General features: G+C 60.7%; 17 protein-coding genes. 1 reads left to right on the forward strand and 16 read right to left on the reverse strand.

The window, feature by feature from the left end:
- Positions 1–186: 186 nt before the first annotated feature.
- The 16 genes from dnaE to rpsB form a co-directional block, all read right to left on the reverse strand.
- On the reverse strand, positions 187–3,726 hold the full coding sequence (gene dnaE, locus DNK10_RS00970; RefSeq protein WP_131190293.1) for a DNA polymerase III subunit alpha: 3,540 nt from the start codon (positions 3,724–3,726) through the stop codon (positions 187–189).
- Between the two features lie 76 nt (positions 3,727–3,802).
- Positions 3,803–4,411: a ribonuclease HII gene (gene rnhB / locus DNK10_RS00975; RefSeq protein ID WP_131180847.1), complete on the reverse strand. Its 609-nt coding sequence runs from the start codon at positions 4,409–4,411 to the stop codon at positions 3,803–3,805.
- Positions 4,411–5,544, reverse strand: coding sequence for a lipid-A-disaccharide synthase (lpxB, locus tag DNK10_RS00980; RefSeq protein ID WP_131190294.1), 1,134 nt, complete (start codon positions 5,542–5,544; stop codon positions 4,411–4,413). Before lpxB ends, rnhB begins: the two co-directional genes overlap by 1 nt.
- Before the next feature lie 3 nt (positions 5,545–5,547).
- Positions 5,548–6,324 (reverse strand): acyl-ACP--UDP-N-acetylglucosamine O-acyltransferase, encoded by a 777-nt coding sequence (lpxA, locus tag DNK10_RS00985; RefSeq protein ID WP_131180849.1) that lies wholly within the window; start codon positions 6,322–6,324, stop codon positions 5,548–5,550.
- Positions 6,321–6,761, reverse strand: a complete 441-nt coding sequence (gene fabZ, locus DNK10_RS00990) for a 3-hydroxyacyl-ACP dehydratase FabZ (protein ID WP_042555181.1) — start codon at positions 6,759–6,761, stop codon at positions 6,321–6,323. Before fabZ ends, lpxA begins: the two co-directional genes overlap by 4 nt.
- A 48-nt stretch (positions 6,762–6,809) precedes the next feature.
- Entirely contained in the window at positions 6,810–7,871 is a 1,062-nt protein-coding gene (gene lpxD / locus DNK10_RS00995) for a UDP-3-O-(3-hydroxymyristoyl)glucosamine N-acyltransferase (protein ID WP_131190295.1), read from the reverse strand.
- Positions 7,871–8,374 (reverse strand): OmpH/Skp family outer membrane protein, encoded by a 504-nt coding sequence (locus DNK10_RS01000; RefSeq protein WP_131180851.1) that lies wholly within the window; start codon positions 8,372–8,374, stop codon positions 7,871–7,873. The genes lpxD and DNK10_RS01000 overlap by 1 nt, the downstream gene beginning before the upstream one ends.
- A 48-nt stretch (positions 8,375–8,422) precedes the next feature.
- Positions 8,423–10,783 carry an outer membrane protein assembly factor BamA gene (bamA, locus tag DNK10_RS01005; RefSeq protein WP_131180852.1) on the reverse strand — a complete coding sequence of 787 codons (2,361 nt, stop codon included), beginning with the start codon at positions 10,781–10,783 and terminating at the stop codon, positions 8,423–8,425.
- A 73-nt stretch (positions 10,784–10,856) separates the two neighbouring features.
- A complete protein-coding gene (gene rseP, locus DNK10_RS01010) occupies positions 10,857–12,209 on the reverse strand; it encodes an RIP metalloprotease RseP (protein WP_131180853.1) in 1,353 nt (450 codons plus the stop codon).
- Positions 12,206–13,399: a 1-deoxy-D-xylulose-5-phosphate reductoisomerase gene (gene ispC / locus DNK10_RS01015; RefSeq protein ID WP_131190296.1), complete on the reverse strand. Its 1,194-nt coding sequence runs from the start codon at positions 13,397–13,399 to the stop codon at positions 12,206–12,208. Before ispC ends, rseP begins: the two co-directional genes overlap by 4 nt.
- Positions 13,396–14,211, reverse strand: a complete 816-nt coding sequence (locus DNK10_RS01020; protein ID WP_131190297.1) for a phosphatidate cytidylyltransferase — start codon at positions 14,209–14,211, stop codon at positions 13,396–13,398. Before DNK10_RS01020 ends, ispC begins: the two co-directional genes overlap by 4 nt.
- Positions 14,211–14,975, reverse strand: coding sequence for a polyprenyl diphosphate synthase (uppS, locus tag DNK10_RS01025; RefSeq protein ID WP_131180856.1), 765 nt, complete (start codon positions 14,973–14,975; stop codon positions 14,211–14,213). The genes DNK10_RS01020 and uppS overlap by 1 nt, the downstream gene beginning before the upstream one ends.
- 16 nt (positions 14,976–14,991) lie before the next feature.
- Entirely contained in the window at positions 14,992–15,549 is a 558-nt protein-coding gene (frr, locus tag DNK10_RS01030; RefSeq protein ID WP_131180857.1) for a ribosome recycling factor, read from the reverse strand.
- Complete coding sequence (gene pyrH, locus DNK10_RS01035; RefSeq protein ID WP_131180858.1) at positions 15,549–16,289, reverse strand: UMP kinase; 741 nt, start codon at positions 16,287–16,289, stop codon at positions 15,549–15,551. Before pyrH ends, frr begins: the two co-directional genes overlap by 1 nt.
- Positions 16,290–16,476: 187 nt before the next feature.
- Positions 16,477–17,340, reverse strand: a complete 864-nt coding sequence (tsf, locus tag DNK10_RS01040; RefSeq protein ID WP_131180859.1) for a translation elongation factor Ts — start codon at positions 17,338–17,340, stop codon at positions 16,477–16,479.
- A 128-nt stretch (positions 17,341–17,468) separates the two neighbouring features.
- Complete coding sequence (rpsB, locus tag DNK10_RS01045) at positions 17,469–18,212, reverse strand: 30S ribosomal protein S2 (RefSeq protein ID WP_131180860.1); 744 nt, start codon at positions 18,210–18,212, stop codon at positions 17,469–17,471.
- A 302-nt stretch (positions 18,213–18,514) separates the two neighbouring features.
- Between rpsB and map the strand changes: the two genes are divergently transcribed.
- Entirely contained in the window at positions 18,515–19,315 is an 801-nt protein-coding gene (map, locus tag DNK10_RS01050; protein WP_131180861.1) for a type I methionyl aminopeptidase, read from the forward strand.
- Positions 19,316–19,320 lie beyond the last annotated feature (5 nt).

Raw genomic sequence — 19,320 nt, forward strand, 5'->3', positions numbered from 1 at the left:
ACAGGCGCATTCAGGTCGACACTTGCAAGGCACTTCCGGCAGCGAATATGCCAGCAAACGCACTTTGGCATTCGCTCGGCAGCCAAACCCCAGGGATTCGGTCGCGCCAGCGGCGATCATGCAGTGTCACGGGCGTCGTGCGGAGCCTTTACAGACTGTTTGGCCCCGCATTTCAGCGCCGCAATTCTAGCGGTATTGCAGGAAGACGTTTTCTCGTCCGAACTGGTCACGCAAAGCTTGAATCAAGCTGTCGGCCGGGTCGATTCTCCAGTCCTCGCCAAACTGCAGCAAGGCTCGCGCATCTGCGCCGGTGTAATCCAGGGTGATCGGGCAGGCACCACGGTGGCGTTGGCACAGCTCGCCCAGCCAGCGTAGACGATCGCCCTTCAGCGCGGTGGCCTGCACGCGCACGCGCAAGCTCTCGGCCAGGCCGGTACGCGCCTCTTCCAGGCTCATCACCCGTTTGGCGCGCAGGCGCATGCCGCCGGAGAAATCGTCGTTGCTCACCTCCCCTTCCACCACCACCAGCGCGTCGCTCTGCAGCAGCGCCTGGTTGCTGGAGAAGGCCTCGGCGAACAGCGAGGCTTCGATACGCCCGGAACGATCGTCCAGGGTGATGAAGCCCATCTTGTCGCCCTTCTTGTTCTTCATCACCCGCAGGTTGACGATCAGGCCCGCGACTGTCTGGGTATCACGTGCCGGCTTGAGGTCGACGATGCGTTGGCGGGCGAAACGCCGTACCTCGCTCTCGTACTCGTCGATCGGATGGCCGGTCAGGTACAGGCCCAGGGTGTCCTTCTCGCCCTTGAGGCGCTCCTTGAGCGATAGCTCCTTGGCGCGGTGATGGTTGGCGTAAACGTCCGCCTCAGGGCTGGCGAACACGCCGCCGAACAGATCCATATGCCCGCTGTCATGGCTGCGCGCAGTCTGCTCGGCGGCCTGCACGGCCTCCTCCATCGCCGACAGCAGCACCGCACGGTTGCGGTCGATATTGGCCTGATAGGCCTTGAGCTCGTCGTAAAAATGCGGGCCCAGGCGATCCAGTGCACCGCTGCGAACCAACGCGTCCATGGTGCGCTTGTTGATGCGTTTGAGGTCGACACGCGAGCAGAAATCGAACAGATCCTTGAACGGGCCGCCCTGACGCGCTTCGACGATGGCCTCCACCGGGCCCTCGCCAACGCCCTTGACCGCACCCAGACCATAGAGAATCCGCGGGACATTATTCGCGTCATGACTGACGGTGAACTTGAACTCGGAGGCATTCACGTCTGGCGGGTCGATGCGCAGCTTCATGCTGCGGCATTCCTCGATGAGGATCACCACCTTGTCGGTGTTGTGCATGTCCGCCGACAGTACCGCTGCCATGAACGGTGCCGGGTAATGCGCCTTCAGCCAGGCCGTCTGATAGGAAACCAGGCCGTAGGCCGCCGAGTGAGACTTGTTGAAACCGTAACCGGCGAATTTTTCCACCAGGTCGAAGATGTTGCCCGCCAGCTCGGCATCGATGCCGTTGTTGGCGCAACCCTCGATGAAACCGCCGCGCTGCTTGGCCATTTCCTCGGGCTTCTTCTTACCCATGGCGCGGCGCAGCATGTCCGCCTGACCGAGGGTATAACCGCCCATGACCTGGGCGATCTGCATCACCTGTTCCTGGTAGAGGATGATCCCGTAGGTCGGCTTGAGCACGGGTTCCAGGCCCGCGTACTGGTAATCAGGGTGCGGGTACGACAGCTCGGCACGGCCGTGCTTACGGTTGATGAAGTCGTCCACCATGCCGGACTGCAGCGGACCGGGACGGAACAGCGCCACCAGTGCGATCATGTCTTCCAGGCAGTCGGGTTTGAGCTTCTTGATCAGCTCCTTCATGCCACGCGATTCGAGCTGGAAGACCGCGGTGGTCTCCGCTTTCTGCAGCATCTGATAGGTCGGCTTGTCGTCCAGCGGGATGAAATCGATGTTGATCAGTTTCTCTTCCGGCTCACCGGCAGCACGCTGATCGCGATGGATGGTCTCCAGCGCCCATTTGATGATGGTCAACGTACGCAGGCCGAGGAAGTCGAACTTCACCAGGCCAGCCTGCTCGACGTCATCCTTGTCGAACTGGGTCACCAGGCCGGCGCCCTCTTCATCACAGGCGATCGGCGAAAAGTCGGTAAGCTTGGTCGGCGCGATCACCACGCCCCCGGCGTGCTTGCCGGTACCGCGGACGATGCCCTCGAGCTTGAGGGACATGTCCCAGATTTCGGCGGCCTCTTCGTCGTTCTTGAGGAAGTCGCGCAGCGGCTCCTCCATCTCGAAGGCCTTTTCCAGGGTCATGCCGACTTCGAACGGAATCATCTTCGACAGGCGATCGGCCAGGCCGTAGGACTTGCCCTGCACCCGAGCCACGTCGCGTACCACCGCCTTGGCCGCCATCGAGCCGAAGGTGATGATCTGGCTCACCGCATTACGGCCGTACTTCTCGGCCACGTAGTCGATGACCCGGTCACGGCCATCCATGCAGAAGTCGACGTCGAAGTCGGGCATGGATACACGTTCTGGGTTGAGGAAGCGTTCGAACAGCAGATCGTAGGCCAGTGGATCCAGGTCGGTGATCTTCTGCACGTAGGCCACCAGCGAGCCGGCACCCGAACCACGGCCCGGGCCGACGGGCACGCCATTGCTCTTGGCCCACTGGATGAAGTCCATAACGATCAGGAAGTAACCGGGGAAACCCATCTGGATGATGATATCCAGTTCGAAATTCAGCCGGTCGATATAGACCTGCTTCTTCGCGTCGTAGTCCGGCGTGTCCTTGGGCAACAGGACTTCCAGGCGTTCCTCCAGGCCATCGAACGACACCTTGCGGAAATACTCGTCGATGGTCATGCCTTCCGGAACCGGGAAATCCGGCAGGAAGTACTTGCCCAGCAGCACTTCGATATTGCAGCGCTTGGCGATCTCGACGGTGTTTTCCAGCGCATCGGGCAGATCGCTGAACAGCTCGGCCATTTCTTCCGGCGACTTCAGGTACTGCTGGTCGGAATAGATGCGCGGTCGACGTGGGTCGTCGAGGATGCGGCTTTCACCGATGCATACGCGAGTTTCGTGGGCTTCGAAATCGCCCTGTTTGAGAAAACGCACATCGTTGGTCGCGACCAGAGGCGCACCAAGCTTGTCCGCCAGAGCCACAGCAGTGTGTACATGCTCTTCATCATTGACGCGACTGGTGCGCTGTACTTCCAGGTAGAAGCGCCCTGGGAACACCGCCTGCCATTCCTGCAGCAGCGCTTCGGCCTTGGCCTGTTCGCCATCGAGCAGGGCATGACCGATCTCACCCTCCTTGGCACCGGACAGCGCGATCAAGCCCTCGCTGGCAGCCTTCACCCAGTCGCGCTGGATGATCACCAGGTCATTGCTCTGCCCTTCACTCCAGCCGCGGGAAACCAGCTCGGTAAGGTTGCGATAACCCTTGGGGTTCATCGCCAGCAGGGTCATACGGGTCAACGGGCCATCTTCGTAGGCGCTGGCGAGCCAGATATCGGCGCCGCAAATCGGCTTGATGCCTGCACCCATGGCGGCTTTGTAGAACTTCACCAGCGAGCACATGTTGCTCATGTCGGTGACGGCCACGGCAGGCATGCCCGAACCGGCCACGGCCTTGACCAGGGGTTTGACGCGAACCAGACCGTCGACCAGGGAATACTCGGTGTGCAGGCGAAGATGAACGAACGAAACAGCCATGAAAAAGCCCTGCAGGAAAAGCGACAAAACGCGGATTGTACCGTAACTGGAAGCAGGGGCAGTGGGCTGAGTGCGCTCAGTTACCGGTTGCGGCTTCCAGCAGGCGGCGTACCGGCGCGAAGGAGCGCCGGTGGATCGGAGTCGGGCCCAGGCGAAGCAGAGCCTCCAGGTGCACGGGCGTCGGGTACCCCTTGTGCAGGGCGATACCGTAACCCGGATAGAGGGCATCGAGCTCACGCATTTCGCGATCCCGGCTGACCTTGGCGAGGATCGACGCAGCAGCGATGGCCGGCACGCGACCGTCACCCTGCACAACAGCGGCGCTGGGTACGGACAGCTTCGGGCAGCGATTGCCATCGATCAGCGCCAGCTTCGGTGTAACACTCAGGCCTTCGACGGCGCGCTGCATGGCCAGCATGGTGGCATGCAGAATATTCAGTTGGTCGATCTCCTCCACTTCGGCGCGGGCAATGCACCAGGCCAGGGCCTTTTCGCGGATTTCATCGAACAGCTTCTCGCGGCGCGCCTCACTGAGTTTCTTGGAATCGTTGAGGCCAAGGATCGGCCGCGCCGGATCGAGAATCACCGCGGCAGTAACCACCGCACCGCACAAGGGGCCGCGGCCAACTTCGTCGACACCGGCGACCAGTTCTTCGACTGTCGAGAAATCCAGACCCAATTGCATCAGCGACGCCCCAGCAAATCGAGCACTGCGACAGCGGCGCGCTCGGAGGCACCACGTCGCAGGGTACGGTGAATGGCATCGAAGCCTTCGGTCTGCACCACGCCATCGACCAGCAGCGGTGCCACAGTCTGGGCCAGCGCGTCGGCAGTGGCGGCATCCTGAATCAGCTCGGGCACCAGGAGCCGCTGCGCGAGCAGGTTGGGCAGCGAGATATAAGGGCTTTTCACCAGACGCTTGAGGATGCTGAAGGTCATGGGTGCCACACGATAGGCCACCACCATCGGCCGCTTGTACAGCAGCGCCTCGAGCGTGGCGGTGCCGGACGCGATCAGCACCGCATCGCAAGCAGCCAGGGCGTCGTGGGAGCGACCATCGAGCAGCAACAGCGGCAGGTCACGGCCACCGAGCATCTGCTCGAGCTGTTGGCGACGCTCCGGGCTGGCACAGGGCAATACGAAACGCACGCCAGGGCGCAGTGCGCGCAGTCGCTCGGCGGCATCGAGGAACAGGCTGCCGAGGCGCGACACTTCACCACCGCGGCTACCCGGTAGCAGAGCCACCACGGGAGCATCGACGGGCAGTCCCAGCATCTCTCGGGCAGCAGGGCGATCCGCCTGCAGCGGAATGGCATCAGCCAGCGGATGCCCGACAAAGCACACGGGCACCTGGTGCGCCTCGTAGAACTGCGCCTCGAACGGAAACAGAGTGAGCATCAGGTCGCAGGCATCGCGAATTTTCAGCACGCGCTTCTGCCGCCAGGCCCAGACCGAGGGGCTGACGTAATGCACGGTGCGAATACCGGCACGGCGTAGCTTGAGTTCGACACCGAGGGTGAAGTCAGGCGCGTCGATGCCGATGAACACATCGGGTTTGCGTTCGATCAGGCTGGCGACCAGGCGACGACGGCGTGACAGCAGTTCAGGCAAACGGCCGAGCACCTCGACCAGGCCCATGACCGCCAGGCGCTCCATGGGAAAATCGCTGACCAGCCCCTCGGCCTGCATGCGCGGGCCGCCGACGCCGATGAACTCGACATTGGGGTGCTGGATTTTCAGCGCCTGCATCAGGCCTGCGCCAAGAATATCGCCGGATGCCTCGCCGGCGACCAGCGCGACACGCAATACTTCAGCCATGGGTCAGCGGGTGATGCCGCGGCTGGAGGTCAGGATGGAGTCACGGAAAACCGCTACTTCGGAGAATTGCGTTGCCACGTCTTCCAGTTCCACCAGCGCTTCTTCGATGGTGAAACCCTGGCGGTAGACGATTTTGTAGGCACGACGCAGCGCCTGCATCGCCTCGGAGCTGAACCCACGACGGCGCAAGCCTTCGAAGTTCATGCTGCGCGCCTCGGCGGGGTTGCCGGATACGGTGACATAAGCCGGAACGTCCTTGCCGATCGCCGCGCCCATGCCAGCGAAGGCATGCGCACCGATGTGGCAGAACTGATGAACCAGGGTATAGCCGGAAAGGATCGCCCAATCGCCGATGTGTACGTGCCCGGCCAGCGCCACGTTGTTGACCAGAATGCAGTTGTTGCCGACGACACTGTCATGACCGATATGGGCATAGGCCATGATCAGGTTGTGGTCACCGATCGTGGTTTCGTCACGATCCTGAACGGTACCACGATGCATGGTCACGCCTTCACGGATGATGTTGTGATCACCGATGACCAGACGCGTAGGCTCGCCCTTGTACTTGCGATCCGGAGTGTCCTCGCCAAGCGAGGCGAACTGATAGATCCGGTTGTGCTTCCCGATACGGGTAGGCCCCTTGATGATCACATTGGGACCCAGCACGCAGCCCTCGCCAATTTCTACGTCGGGCCCAATAATCGACCAAGGGCCGACGACGACGTCGTCTGCCAGCTTGGCGCTGGGATCGATGATGGCGCGAGGGTCAATCAAACTCATAACTTGCGTTCCGCACAGATGATTTCGGCCGAGCATACTTCCTTGCCATCGACCGTGGCCTTGCATTCGAACTTCCAGATGCTGCGCTTGCTGCTGAGGAACTTGGCCTCGAGGATCAGTTGGTCGCCAGGTACTACCGGCTGACGGAAGCGTAGTTTATCGGAGCCGACAAAGTAGTAGAGCGTGCCGTCGGCAGGCTTCACGTCCATCATCTTGAAACCCAGAATGCCGGCGGCTTGCGCCATGGCCTCGATGATGAGGACACCAGGCATGATCGGGTGCTCGGGGAAATGGCCATTGAAGAATGGCTCATTGACGCTGACATTCTTATAGGCACGAACGCTCTTGCCTTCAAGATCCAGATCCGTAACCCGATCCACCAGCAGAAACGGGTAACGGTGCGGCAAGTATTCGCGAATTTCGTTGATGTCCATCATTTCCAGAGAAGCCCGTAATAAAAAGAAGAGAGCCAGCCATCAGCAGACTCAGGCATCAGATGAGGCATTCCCGCTCGAGGTCACGGCATTCAGCTGTTTTTCCAACTGCTTCACACGCCGTGCCATGTCGTCCAGCTGGCGGATACGCGCCACGCTTTTCTTCCACTCGCCCGCAGGTTGCATGGCGGTACCCGATGAGTAGGCACCCGGCTCGGTGATCGAGCGCGTGACCATGGTCATGCCTGTCACGAATACGCCGTCGCACACATCGATGTGCCCGACCATGCCAACGCCGCCAGCGATCATGCAGTTCTTGCCGATCGAGGTACTGCCGGAAATACCGACGCAGGCAGCCATCGCCGTGTTGTCACCGACCTGCACGTTGTGCGCGATCATGATCTGGTTATCCAGCTTCACGCCGTTGCCGATGCGGGTGTCGGACAGCGCGCCACGATCGAGGGTGGTGTTGGCCCCGATCTCGACGTCGTCGCCGATGCTCACACCGCCGATCTGGGCGATCTTTTGCCAGACGCCCTTCTCGTTGGCGAAGCCGAAGCCCTCGCCGCCGATCACCGCGCCCGACTGAATGACGACTCGCTTACCGATACGCACGTCGTGGTACAACGTAACCCGCGGTGCCAACCAGCCGCCCTCAGCGATCTCGGAGCGCGCGCCGACTACGCAATGAGCGCCCAGCGATACGCCTGCACCGATCTTCGCACCGCTCTCGATCACCACATAGGGCCCGATAGCGGCAGTTGGATCGACCTGGGCATCGTCGGCCACCAGCGCGGTGGGATGAATACCCGCCGCCGCCCTGGGCTTGCGATCGAACAGGTGGGACAGCGAAGCGTAGGCCAGGTAGGGATTGGCGACGATCAAGGCATTGCCGGTAAAACCTTCGGCATCAGCGGCAGTCAGCAACACGGCAGCGGCCTGACAGCGACTCAGGTGCTTACGGTACTGAGCGTTCGCCAGGAACGTCAGCTGAGACGGGCCGGCATCCTGTAAGGTTGCCAGCCCGTCGACCGTCTGATCCGCGGCGCCACGCACAGTGGCACCCAACCGCTCGGCCAACTGGCCAAGGGTGAATACAGGTATGGACATCATCAACGCATCTGGTTCATGCGCTCGATGACCTGGCGAGTGATGTCGAACTGCGGTTTGACATCGATCACTGCGCCACGCTCCAGCACCAGGTCGAAATTGCCGGCCTTGATGACCTCCTCAACAGCCTTGTCCAGGTTGGGTTTGAGCTTCTTGAGCATATCGCGGTCAGCGGCAGCCTTGGCTTCGTTCAGCTCCTTGGACTGGAACTGGAAGTCACGGGCCTTCTGTTTGAAGTCCAGTTCGAGACGCTCGCGTTCGGCAGTCTGCATCTTGTCGCCGTCCTTGACGACGCGATCCTGAATGCGCTGGGCATCACTTTCCAGGGCCTTGAGCTTGTTCAACTGCGGGCCGAATTTCTTTTCGGCATCCACGGCATAACGCTTGGCAGCGTCGGATTCGAGCAAGGCCATCTGATAATTGAGTACCGCAACCTTCATTTCCGCGAATGCCGGGGTGGCCAGCAGAGCGGCGCTTAACAGAACCAGTTGAGTCAACTTACGCACGGTGCAACTCCTGCAGAAAAACTGTCTTCGTGATTCATGAGCAGACGCTTAGAACGTCTGGCCGAGGGAGAACTGGAATACCTGAGTATCGGCGTCGTCCGGTTTCTTCACCGGCATCGCCAGGCTGAAGCTCAACGGACCGAGGGCCGTGATCCAGGTGACCCCCACGCCAACCGAGCTGGCCAGATTGCCGAAATCGATGTCGCAGCTATCGCCACGTCGCTTCTGGTTGGAATTGCAGTCGGTATCGAACACATTACCCACATCCCAGAACAGAGCGGTACGCAGCGAACGTTGATCCTTGACGAACGGCAACGGGAACAACAACTCGGCACCGCCCTGGATCAGCACGTTACCACCGAACGGCAGCGGATCCTGATCCGGGTCGCGGATAGTGCCTGGCTTGGTACCGTCACTTGGAGTACTGCGCGGGCCAAGGCTGCTGTCTTCAAAACCGCGCACCGAGTTGAAACCACCGGCATAGTAGTTCTCGTAGAACGGCAACTTATTGGTGGAGCCGAAGGCCCCGCCATAACCCAACTGCGTATGGAAACGCATGGTGTAGGTATCGGTTAGCGGCTTGAACACCTGGCCACGGTAGTCGAGTTTGTAGAACGACAGGTCGCTGCCCGGCACGGTGGTCTCGAACACCAGACTCTGCGAATGACCGCGGTTGGCCAGCACGCCACGGTTCAGGGTGGATTCGGACCAGCCGACGGACGCTTTGAAGTTCAGGTACTTCTCGCCTTCCTGCTCGGTGAAGTCGAAGATCTCGTCGACGGTATAGCGACCGGTGTTGATTTCATCCTGCTGCACGGTCAGGCCGTAGCTCAGGCGAGAGGTCTCGCTGATCGGATAACCGATATTGATACCGGCACCCAGGCTGTCGACCGAGTAACTGGATACATCGACATCGAGCTCATCGTAGTCGGTGGTGCGGTAGAAGGCGTTATAGCCCAGACTCACACCGTCCTCGGTCCAGTAAGGGTCGGTGAAACTGAAGTTATAGCGGGTCTGGTATTCACTCCGGGTCAGGCCAAGGCTGACGCGATTACCACTACCCAGGAAGTTGTTCTGAGTGATCGAACCACCCAGGATCAGACCGGCGTTCTGCGCAAAACCGACGCTGGCGGTGATGGAACCGGAAGCCTGCTCCTCGACGCTGTAGTTGACGTCGATCTGGTCATCGGTACCCGGTACTTGCGGGGTCTCGACGTTGACTTCCTTGAAGAAGCCCAGACGCTCCAGACGCACCTTGGACTGGTCGATCAGGTAGGTCGAAGCCCAGCCGCCTTCCATCTGGCGCATTTCGCGGCGCAGCACTTCGTCTTCGGTCTTGGTGTTGCCACGGAAGTTGATGCGATTGACGTAGGCACGCTTGCCCGGATCGACGACGAAAGTGATCGATACCGAGTTGTCATCATCATGCGGCTCGGGCACGCCGTTGACGTTGGCGAAGGTGTAACCCTCGTTACCCAGGCGGCGGGTGATCAGCTCGCTGGTGGTGGTCATGACCTTGCGCGAGAACACTTGACCTTCCTTGACCAGCAGCAGGGCACGGACTTCTTCTTCCGGCACCTTGAGATCGCCGGAAAGCTTCACGTCGCGGACAGTGTACTTCTCGCCTTCATCGATGTTGACGGTGATGTAGACGTGCTTCTTGTCCGGCGTGATGGACACCTGAGTGGAGGTGATGTCCATGTTGATGTAGCCGCGATCCAGATAGTAGGAACGCAGTCGCTCCAGGTCACCGGAGAGTTTTTCACGGGCGTACTTGTCATCGTTGCGGAAGAACGACAGCCAGTTGGTGGTCTTCAGCTCGAACAGATCGTTGAGATCCTCATCGGAGAAGACATTGTTGCCCACCACGTTGATGTGCTGGATGGCCGCGACGGTGCCTTCGTTGATATTGATCTTCAGCGCGACACGGTTACGCGGCTGCGGGATCACTTCGGCATCGATCTCGGCAGAATATCGCCCCTGGGCCACATACTGGCGCTGCAGTTCGTTCCGTACGCCTTCGAGGGTGGCACGTTGGAAAATTTCGCCTTCGGACAGACCGGACTGGTTCAGACCCTTGAGCAGGTCATCGCTGCTGATGGCCTTGTTGCCTTCGATCTCGATACTGGAAATCGACGGACGCTCGACCACGGTGATGACCAGCACGTTGCCATCGCGACCCAGCTGGATGTCCTGGAAGAAACCGGTTTTGAACAGTTCGCGGGTCGCTTCGACCAGCGTGCGGTCGTCGGCCGACTCGCCCACGTTCAATGGCAGCGCGCCAAACAGGCTGCCCGCGGAGACGCGTTGCAGGCCGTTTACGCGAATATCGGAGATGGTGAAGGACTCGGCGTGAACTTCGGCGATCATCAATGCGGCAAGAACCGCAGGTAGCAGCAGACGTTTCATGAAGTCCTTTCTTATTCCAACTAACGATAAGAAATCAGTCGTTCGAGACGAAAGATATGTAATTCAGCAGAGGTCACAGGCGCCCCAGGTCATTGACCAGAGCCAGCAGCATCACCCCGATCACCAGGCTGATGCCAATCTGCATCCCCCAACCCTGCACCCGTTCGGAGAGCGGACGACCCCGTACCCACTCGACCAGGTAATAAAGCAGATGCCCGCCATCCAGAACCGGAATAGGCAGCAAATTGAGAACGCCCAGACTGATACTCAGGTAGGCGAGGAAATTCAAGAAGTCCCCGAGGCCTGACTCGGCCGAAGCGCCCGCCACTTTAGCAATGGTTATCGGCCCGCTCAAGTTTTTTACCGAGAGCTCGCCGAACAGCATTTTCTTCAGTGAATCGAGGGTCAGAACGCTCATTGTCCAGGTACGTGACGCCCCTTCGCCGATGGCCTCCAGCGGGCCGTAGCTGACCTCGCGAAGCATTTCCGCCGGCCATTGGGCAGCAGCGACACCGGCGCCCAGATAACCACTGGCCGCCCCACCCTCACCGCGAGAAGCCAGAGTGACGGGCACGTCCAGACGCTGCCCATCGCGCTCCAGCGAAATCGATACCGATTGCCCCGGCAACCCACGAACACGATCGACCAGATCCTGCCAGTCGACCAGAGGCTGTTCATCGAGCGCTAGCAGGCGGTCGCCCACACGCAGGCCGGCAGCTTGCGCAGGCCCCTGCGGATCGAACTCGGCCAGCACCGGTTCAAGGCTCGGGCGCCACGGACGAATGCCCAGCGAAGCGATCGGATCCGGCTCATTGGCGCCGCGCAGCCAGTTATCCAGATCGATGCGATGCAGCGTGTCAGCGCCGCCATCCGTATGACGCGTGGCAATTTCCAGCTCGCCGCTTTCGCCGAGACGGCGCACCAGTTGCAGATTCACCGCCGACCAGCCAGAAGTCGCCTTGCCGTTGACCGACACGATCTCTTCGCCAACCTGCAGACCGGCGACCTGGGCCAGGCTGCCAGCCTCGACCGCGCCGATGACCGGGCGCACCTGCTGGCTGCCGAGCATGGCGACCAGCCAGAAGAATACCAGCGCCAGTGCGAAGTTGGCCGCCGGACCTGCCGCCACGATGGCGATGCGCTGCCCGACGGTCTTGCGATTGAACGACTGCTCGGCCAGCGCCGGCGGCACGTCGCCTTCGCGCTCATCGAGCATCTTCACGTAGCCACCGAGCGGGATCGCGGCGATCACGAACTCCGTACCCTGGCGATCATGCCAGCGCACCAGCGGCGTACCGAAGCCCACCGAAAAACGCAGCACCTTGACGCCACAGCGTCGGGCAACCCAGAAATGACCGTACTCATGAAAAGTCACCAGCACCCCGAGCGCAATCAGGGTGCCAACGATCATATACAGCGCGCTCATGCCACCTCTCCACGATTCAACCACTGCCCAGCCAATTCCCGCGCACGGCGGTCGGCCTCGAGCACAGCGTCGAGGCACTCCACCGCAACAGCCGGCTCGGCTTCAAGAACGCCGTCAATGATACGCGCGATATCGGTAAAGCGAATCCGCCGTTCGAGAAATGCCGCCACCGCTACTTCATTCGCCGCATTGAGCATGGCTGGCGCACTGCCGCCCGCCTCTGCCGCCTGCCGCGCCAGGCGCAGGCAAGGGAAGCGGGTATCGTCGGGGGCTTGAAAGTCCAGCCGTGCCACCGCGAGCAGATCCAGCGGCGCAACGCCGGAATCGATGCGCTGCGGCCAGGCCAGGGCGTGGGCGATGGGCGTACGCATGTCGGGGTTGCCCAACTGTGCGAGCACCGAACCATCGACGTAATCGACCAGAGAATGAATGACGCTCTGCGGATGGATCACCACCTCGACCTGCCTGGGGCGCGCGTCGAACAGCCAGCAGGCCTCGATCAGCTCCAGCCCTTTATTCATCATGCTGGCCGAGTCGACGGAAATCTTGCGTCCCATCGACCAATTGGGATGAGCACAGGCCTGCTCGGGCGTGACCGCATGCAACGCCTCGGCCGAGGTTTCCCGGAACGGCCCGCCAGATGCAGTCAGCAGAATACGCCGCACGCCGACCGGCTGCAGGCCACGAGCGTAATCCTGAGGGAGGCACTGGAAAATCGCGTTGTGCTCGCTGTCGATAGGCAGCAGCACAGCGCCGCTCTGACGCACCGCACGCATGAACAGCGCGCCCGACATCACCAGCGCTTCCTTGTTGGCCAGCAAGACCTTCTTGCCTGCCTCCACCGCAGCCAGGGTCGGCTTGAGCCCCGCCGCACCCACGATGGCCGCCATCACGGCGTCTACCTCGGCATGCGCGGAGACCTCACACAATCCTGCTTCGCCAAACAGCACGCGAGTATCGAGGCCAGCCAGGCGCAGACGAGCCTGCAGGTCGTTCGCCGCCTGCGCATCCGCAACGACGGCGAAACCTGGACGATGAATCAGGCATAGCGCCTCCAGCTCAGCCACGCGGCTGAACGCGGTCAGGGCAAACACCTGATACCGCGAGGGATGCCGAGCAATGACGTCGAGCGTACTGAGACCGATGGAACCCGTCGCACCAAGAACGGTAATGAGTTGCACCTGAGTCACAGCGTGCCCCAGCCGGCGAGCAACAGCAGTACGGCAAATACCGGCACGGCCGCCGTCAGGCTGTCGATACGATCGAGCACGCCGCCATGCCCAGGCAACAGGTTACTGCTGTCCTTGATACCGGACTGGCGCTTGAACATGCTCTCGGTCAGATCACCGACTACTGAAATCAGCACCACCAATGCAGCCGCCGGCAGCGCCAGCAAGAACGTAGCAAACGACCAGTCGCGGTAGACACCGACCACGACGGTCAGCAGCAAACTGAGCAACAAACCACCGATCAAACCTTCCCAGCTCTTGCCAGGGCTGACCTGCGGAGCCAGCTTGCGCTTGCCGAAACGCTTACCGGAGAAATAGGCCCCGATATCCGCCACCCAGACCAACGCCATGACCGCCAGAATCAGCCAATTGGCCAGTTGCCACTGCTTCAGCACCACCAGACCTTGCCAGGCCGGCAAGAGAATCAACAGGCCAATCAGCAAGCGGCCAGGCGGGCCGCCCCAGTAACGGTTGCTATCCGGATAATTGAGCACCAGAAAGGTCGCGAACGCCCACCACAGCACGCCCACAGCCAATACCCAGGGCGCCAGCGTCGGCAAACCGTGCAACAGGTACAACAGCAGCGCCACCAGCGCCGCGTAGGCGATACGCAGCGGCTGAGTGGCGAAACCGGCCAGGCGCGCCCATTCCCAGGCACCGAGCACCACCACCGCGGCGATGAACAGCGCGAATGCGCCACCTTCGAGCAGGAAGAACCCCGCCAGGGCGATCGGCAACAGGATCAGCGCCGTAATGATTCGTTGCTTGAGCATCAGGCGCGGGCCTCGGCTTCGACTTGTTCACTGGTTTTGCCAAAGCGTCGCTGACGCTTGGCGAAATCCGCCAGCGCTGCGCGCATGGCGTCGTGTTTGAAGTCCGGCCATAGCAGGTCGGAGAAGTACAGCTCACTATAGGCCATCTGCCAGAGCAGGAAATTGCTGACCCGGTGCTCACCACCCGTGCGGATGCACAGATCGGGCAACGGCAACTCGCCCGTGACCAGACAGCTTTGCAGCAGGCCTGGGGTGATGTCTTCAGGTTGCAGATGCCCGCCCTGAACTTCCCGCGCAAGGCGCTGGGCAGCCTGGGCGATATCCCATTGACCACCGTAGTTCGCGGCGATTTGCAGGATGAAGCGTTTTTCGCCAGCGGCGCCCGACGTCTTGGCCTCGGCCTCTCGCATGGCGGCCTGCAGCTCAGGATGAAAGCGCGAACGATCACCGATGATGCGCAGGCTGATACCGTTCTCGTCGAGCTTGCGGGTTTCCCGCCGCAAGGCACTGAGGAACAACTCCATCAGAGCTCCGACCTCTTCGGCAGGCCGCTGCCAGTTCTCACTGGAGAACGCGAACAGAGTCAACACCTCGACCCCGGATTCAGCGCACACCTCGATCACCGCACGCACCGCATCGACGCCCGCCTTGTGCCCGGCCACACCGGGCAGCAGGCGCTTGCGCGCCCAGCGGTTATTACCATCCATAATGATCGCCACATGCCGTGGAACGGCCATCACGGCACCGACTTTGGAATTGTCCATGGCGACTTCCTGGCCGTCAGACGGCCATCAGATCCGCTTCTTTCTGCTTGACGGCAACTTCGATCTCGCCCACAAACTTGTCGGTCAGCTTCTGGATGTCGTCAGCGGCGCGACGCTCTTCGTCTTCGCTGATTTCCTTTTCCTTGACCAGATCCTTGAGCTGGCTCAGGGCATCACGACGGATATTGCGCACGGCCACACGGCCGTCTTCTGCAGCGTCACGCGCCTGCTTGGTGAAGCCCTTGCGGGTTTCTTCGGTCAGCGCCGGCATGGAAATCAGCAGCAGTTCGCCGAGGTTGGTCGGATTGAAGCCCAGACCGGAGCTCTGAATCGCTTTGTCCACGGCAGACAGCATGCTGCGCTCGAACGCCACGACCTGCAGGGTACGCGAGTCTTTTACGGTTACGCTGGCAACCTGATTCAAAGGCGTATCAACGCCGTAGTAAGGCACCATCACCCCACCGAGGATGCTCGGGTGAGCCTGACCGGTACGGATGCGGCTGAATGCGTGGGCAAGCGATTCCAGGCTCTTCTGCATGCGCACCTGAGCGTCTTTCTTGATTTCGTTGATCATTACTTACTTTCCTCGACCAAAGTACCTTCGGCGCCACCCACCACGACATTGAGCAGGGCACCCGGCTTGTTCATATTGAAAACACGCAGCGGCATGCTGTGGTCACGGCACAGGCAGATGGCCGTCAGATCCATCACGCCCAACTTGCGATCCAATACCTCGTCATAGGTGAGGCGATCGAATTTTTCCGCATGCGGATCCTTGAATGGATCGGCAGTGTACACACCATCCACCTTGGTTGCCTTCAGCACCACATCGGCGTCGATCTCGATTGCCCGCAGGCAGGCGGCCGAGTCGGTGGTGAAGAAAGGGTTGCCAGTGCCAGCGGCGAAAATCACCACCTCACCGGTTTTCAGATGGCGCATGGCCTTGCGACGATCATAGTGATCGGTGACCCCGACCATCGAGATGGCCGACATGACCAGCGCGGGAATATTCGAGCGCTCCAGGGCGTCGCGCATGGCCAGGGCATTCATCACCGTGGCCAGCATACCCATATGATCACCGGTGACCCGATCCATGCCGGCGGCGCTCAGCGCTGCGCCGCGGAACAGGTTGCCGCCACCGATCACCAGGCCGACCTGTACGCCGATACCGACCAACTGGCCGACTTCCAGCGCCATGCGATCCAGTACCTTGGGATCGATGCCGAAATCTTCCGACCCCATCAGGGCCTCGCCGCTGAGTTTGAGCAGAATGCGCTTGTAGCGCGGTTGACGACCACTCACCTGCTGAGCCATTACCAGTCTCTCCTGCGGCGTAAGAAAGCGTGCGAACCCTGTGGCTCGCCCATATCGAGCGCTTCGACAGCGCTCACGACCGTTGGTGCCCTAGGCACCAACCGCCGCCTTGAAAAAAATCCCATTTGTAAAAGAGGCCGCGCGCGTGAGCGGGCAGCCTCTTCTGGGGCGCTAGCTGAGGTGCCTGTTACTGCTTGCTGGCAGCAACCTGGGCAGCGACTTCGGCAGCGAAGTCGGTCTCGGCCTTCTCGATGCCCTCGCCCACTTCGTAACGTACGAAGGAAACGATTTCAGCACCGGCTTTCTTCACCAGCTCACCAACCTTGACTTCCGGATCCATGATGAAGGCTTGCTCAACCAGGCTGGCTTCGGCCAGGAACTTGTTGATGCGGCCCTTGATCATGTTCTCGACGATGTTTTCCGGCTTGCCAGCGATTTTCTCGGCATTCAGCTGCAGGAAGATTTCTTTTTCCTTGGCAACCAGCTCTTCGGAGACCTGATCCGGCGAAACAACGGCCGGGTTGGAAGCAGCAACGTGCATGGCAACGTGCTTGGCCAGCTCGTCGTTACCGCCTTTCAGGACGACCAGAACACCGATACGGTGGCCGTGCAGGTAAGCACCAACGGTTTCGCCGGCGACTGCGGTCAAACGACGGATGTTGACGTTCTCGCCGCACTTGGCAACCAAGGCCTCACGCGCGGATTCGCGGGAAGCGATCAGCGGAGCGACTTCGGTCAGGTTCTGAGTGAAGGCTTCATCCAGGCTTTCTTTCACGAAGCCCTTGAAGTCGTCCTGCAGAGCCAGGAAGTCGGTCTGCGAGTTGACTTCGATGATCAGGCCACGGCCACCTTCGACGCGAGCGGCGATAGCGCCTTCAGCGGCGATGTTGCCCGCTTTCTTGGCGGCCTTGATGGCACCCGAGGCGCGCATGTCGTCGATGGCTTTCTCGATGTCGCCACCGGCGGCAACCAGGGCCTTCTTGCATTCCATCATGCCTTGGCCAGTACGCTCGCGCAGTTCTTTAACCAGGGCTGCAGTGATCTCTGCCATTTTGAAAATCCTCTTGGTAGGTCTTCAACCATCGCCCGTCATACGGGCGATCAAATCTGTGAGTGGCAAAAAGGGGGCCTAGCCCCCTTTTTGCGCAGCGCATAACACTAGGTGCTCTGCGTTACCGCTCAGCCTTCGGCAGCTTCGGCAGCCGGCGCTTCTTCGACGAACGCTTCGGTAGCGCCGCCAACGTTGCTGCGACCACGGATCACGGCGTCGGCCATGGCACCCATGTACAGCTGGATGGCGCGGATGGCGTCGTCGTTACCCGGGATGATGTAGTCAACGCCTTCTGGGCTGCTGTTGGTATCGACAACGCCGATGACCGGGATGCCCAGCTTGTTGGCTTCGGTGATCGCGATGCGCTCGTGATCAACGTCGATGACGAACAGTGCGTCCGGCAGGCCGCCCATGTCCTTGATACCACCCAGGCTGCGATCCAGTTTTTCCAGATCACGGGTGCGCATCAGCGCTTCTTTCTTGGTCAGCTTGGTGAAGGTGCCGTCCTGGGACTGCACTTCCAGATCACGCAGACGCTTGATCGAGGCACGGATGGTCTTGTAGTTGGTGAGCATGCCGCCCAACCAGCGGTGATCGACGAACGGCGAGTTGCAACGAGCAGCTTCTTCGCGAACGATCTTGCCAGCGGAACGCTTGGTGCCGACGAACAGGATCTTGTTCTTGCCAGCAGCCAGCTTTTCAACGAACGACAGCGCGTCGTTGAACATCGGCAGGGTCTTTTCAAGGTTGATGATGTGAATCTTGTTACGCGCACCGAAAATGTACTTGCCCATTTTCGGGTTCCAGTAACGGGTCTGGTGACCGAAGTGCACACCGGCCTTCAGCATATCGCGCATATTGACTTGGGACATGATAGTTCCTTGATAAGTCGGGTTAGGCCTCCACGCGTCCCAATTTCCAACCCTTGCGGGCACCCAGGAAATCGTGTCGACACGTGTGTGGGGTTAAGCTTTCGGGGGGCTGCCCCGTAAAGCGGCGCGTTTTATACCACAAGTAGCAGTCATAAGCTACAAGCGGCAAGCCACAAGCCGTATGGTTGGCGACCTGAGCAGGCGAGTCAAACTCAAGATAGGCGCCCTGCTCTTAACTTGCGGCTTGCAGCTTGTGGCTTGCGGCTTAAAATGGCGCACTTTACAGAGATACCGAGATCACCATGACCGTCACCCTCAAGACGCCCGATGAAATCGAGAAAATGCGCATCGCCGGCCGCCTGGCCGCCGAAGTGCTGGAGATGATCGCCGAGCATGTCAAACCAGGCGTCACCACGGACGAGCTGAACACCCTCTGCCATGACCACATCGTCAACGTGCAGAAGGCCATTCCCGCGCCGCTCAATTACGGCGCCGCACCGGGCCGCCCTGGTTTCCCCAAATCCATATGCACCTCGCTCAACCATGTGGTGTGCCACGGCATTCCCAACGACAAGCCGCTCAAGGAAGGTGATGTGATGAACATCGACGTCACCGTGATCAAGGACGGCTACTACGGCGACACCAGTCGCATGTTCCACGTCGGCAAGGTTCCGGAGTGGGCCGAGCGCCTGTCGCGCATCACCCAGGAATGCCTGTACAAGGGCATCGAAGTGGTACGTCCGGGTGCCCGCCTGGGCGACATCGGTGAAGTGATCCAGAAGCATGCCGAGAAGCATGGTTTCTCGGTGGTACGCGAGTTCTGCGGTCACGGCATCGGTTCGGTGTTTCACGAAGACCCGCAGGTGCTGCATTACGGCCGTGCCGGTACCGGAATGGAGCTCAAGGAAGGCATGACCTTCACCATCGAGCCGATGATCAACCAGGGCCGCGCGGAAACCCGCGTACTGGGTGACGGCTGGACCGCGATCACCAAGGATCGCAAGCTGTCCGCGCAGTGGGAGCACACCCTGCTGGTCACCGCCGACGGTTACGAGATTTTCACCCTGCGTGGCGATGACACCATCGCGCGGGTTTCCGCCTGATCTCG

Source organism: Phytopseudomonas daroniae (assembly GCF_004327275.1).
Taxonomy (GTDB): Bacteria; Pseudomonadota; Gammaproteobacteria; order Pseudomonadales; family Pseudomonadaceae; genus Aquipseudomonas; species Aquipseudomonas daroniae.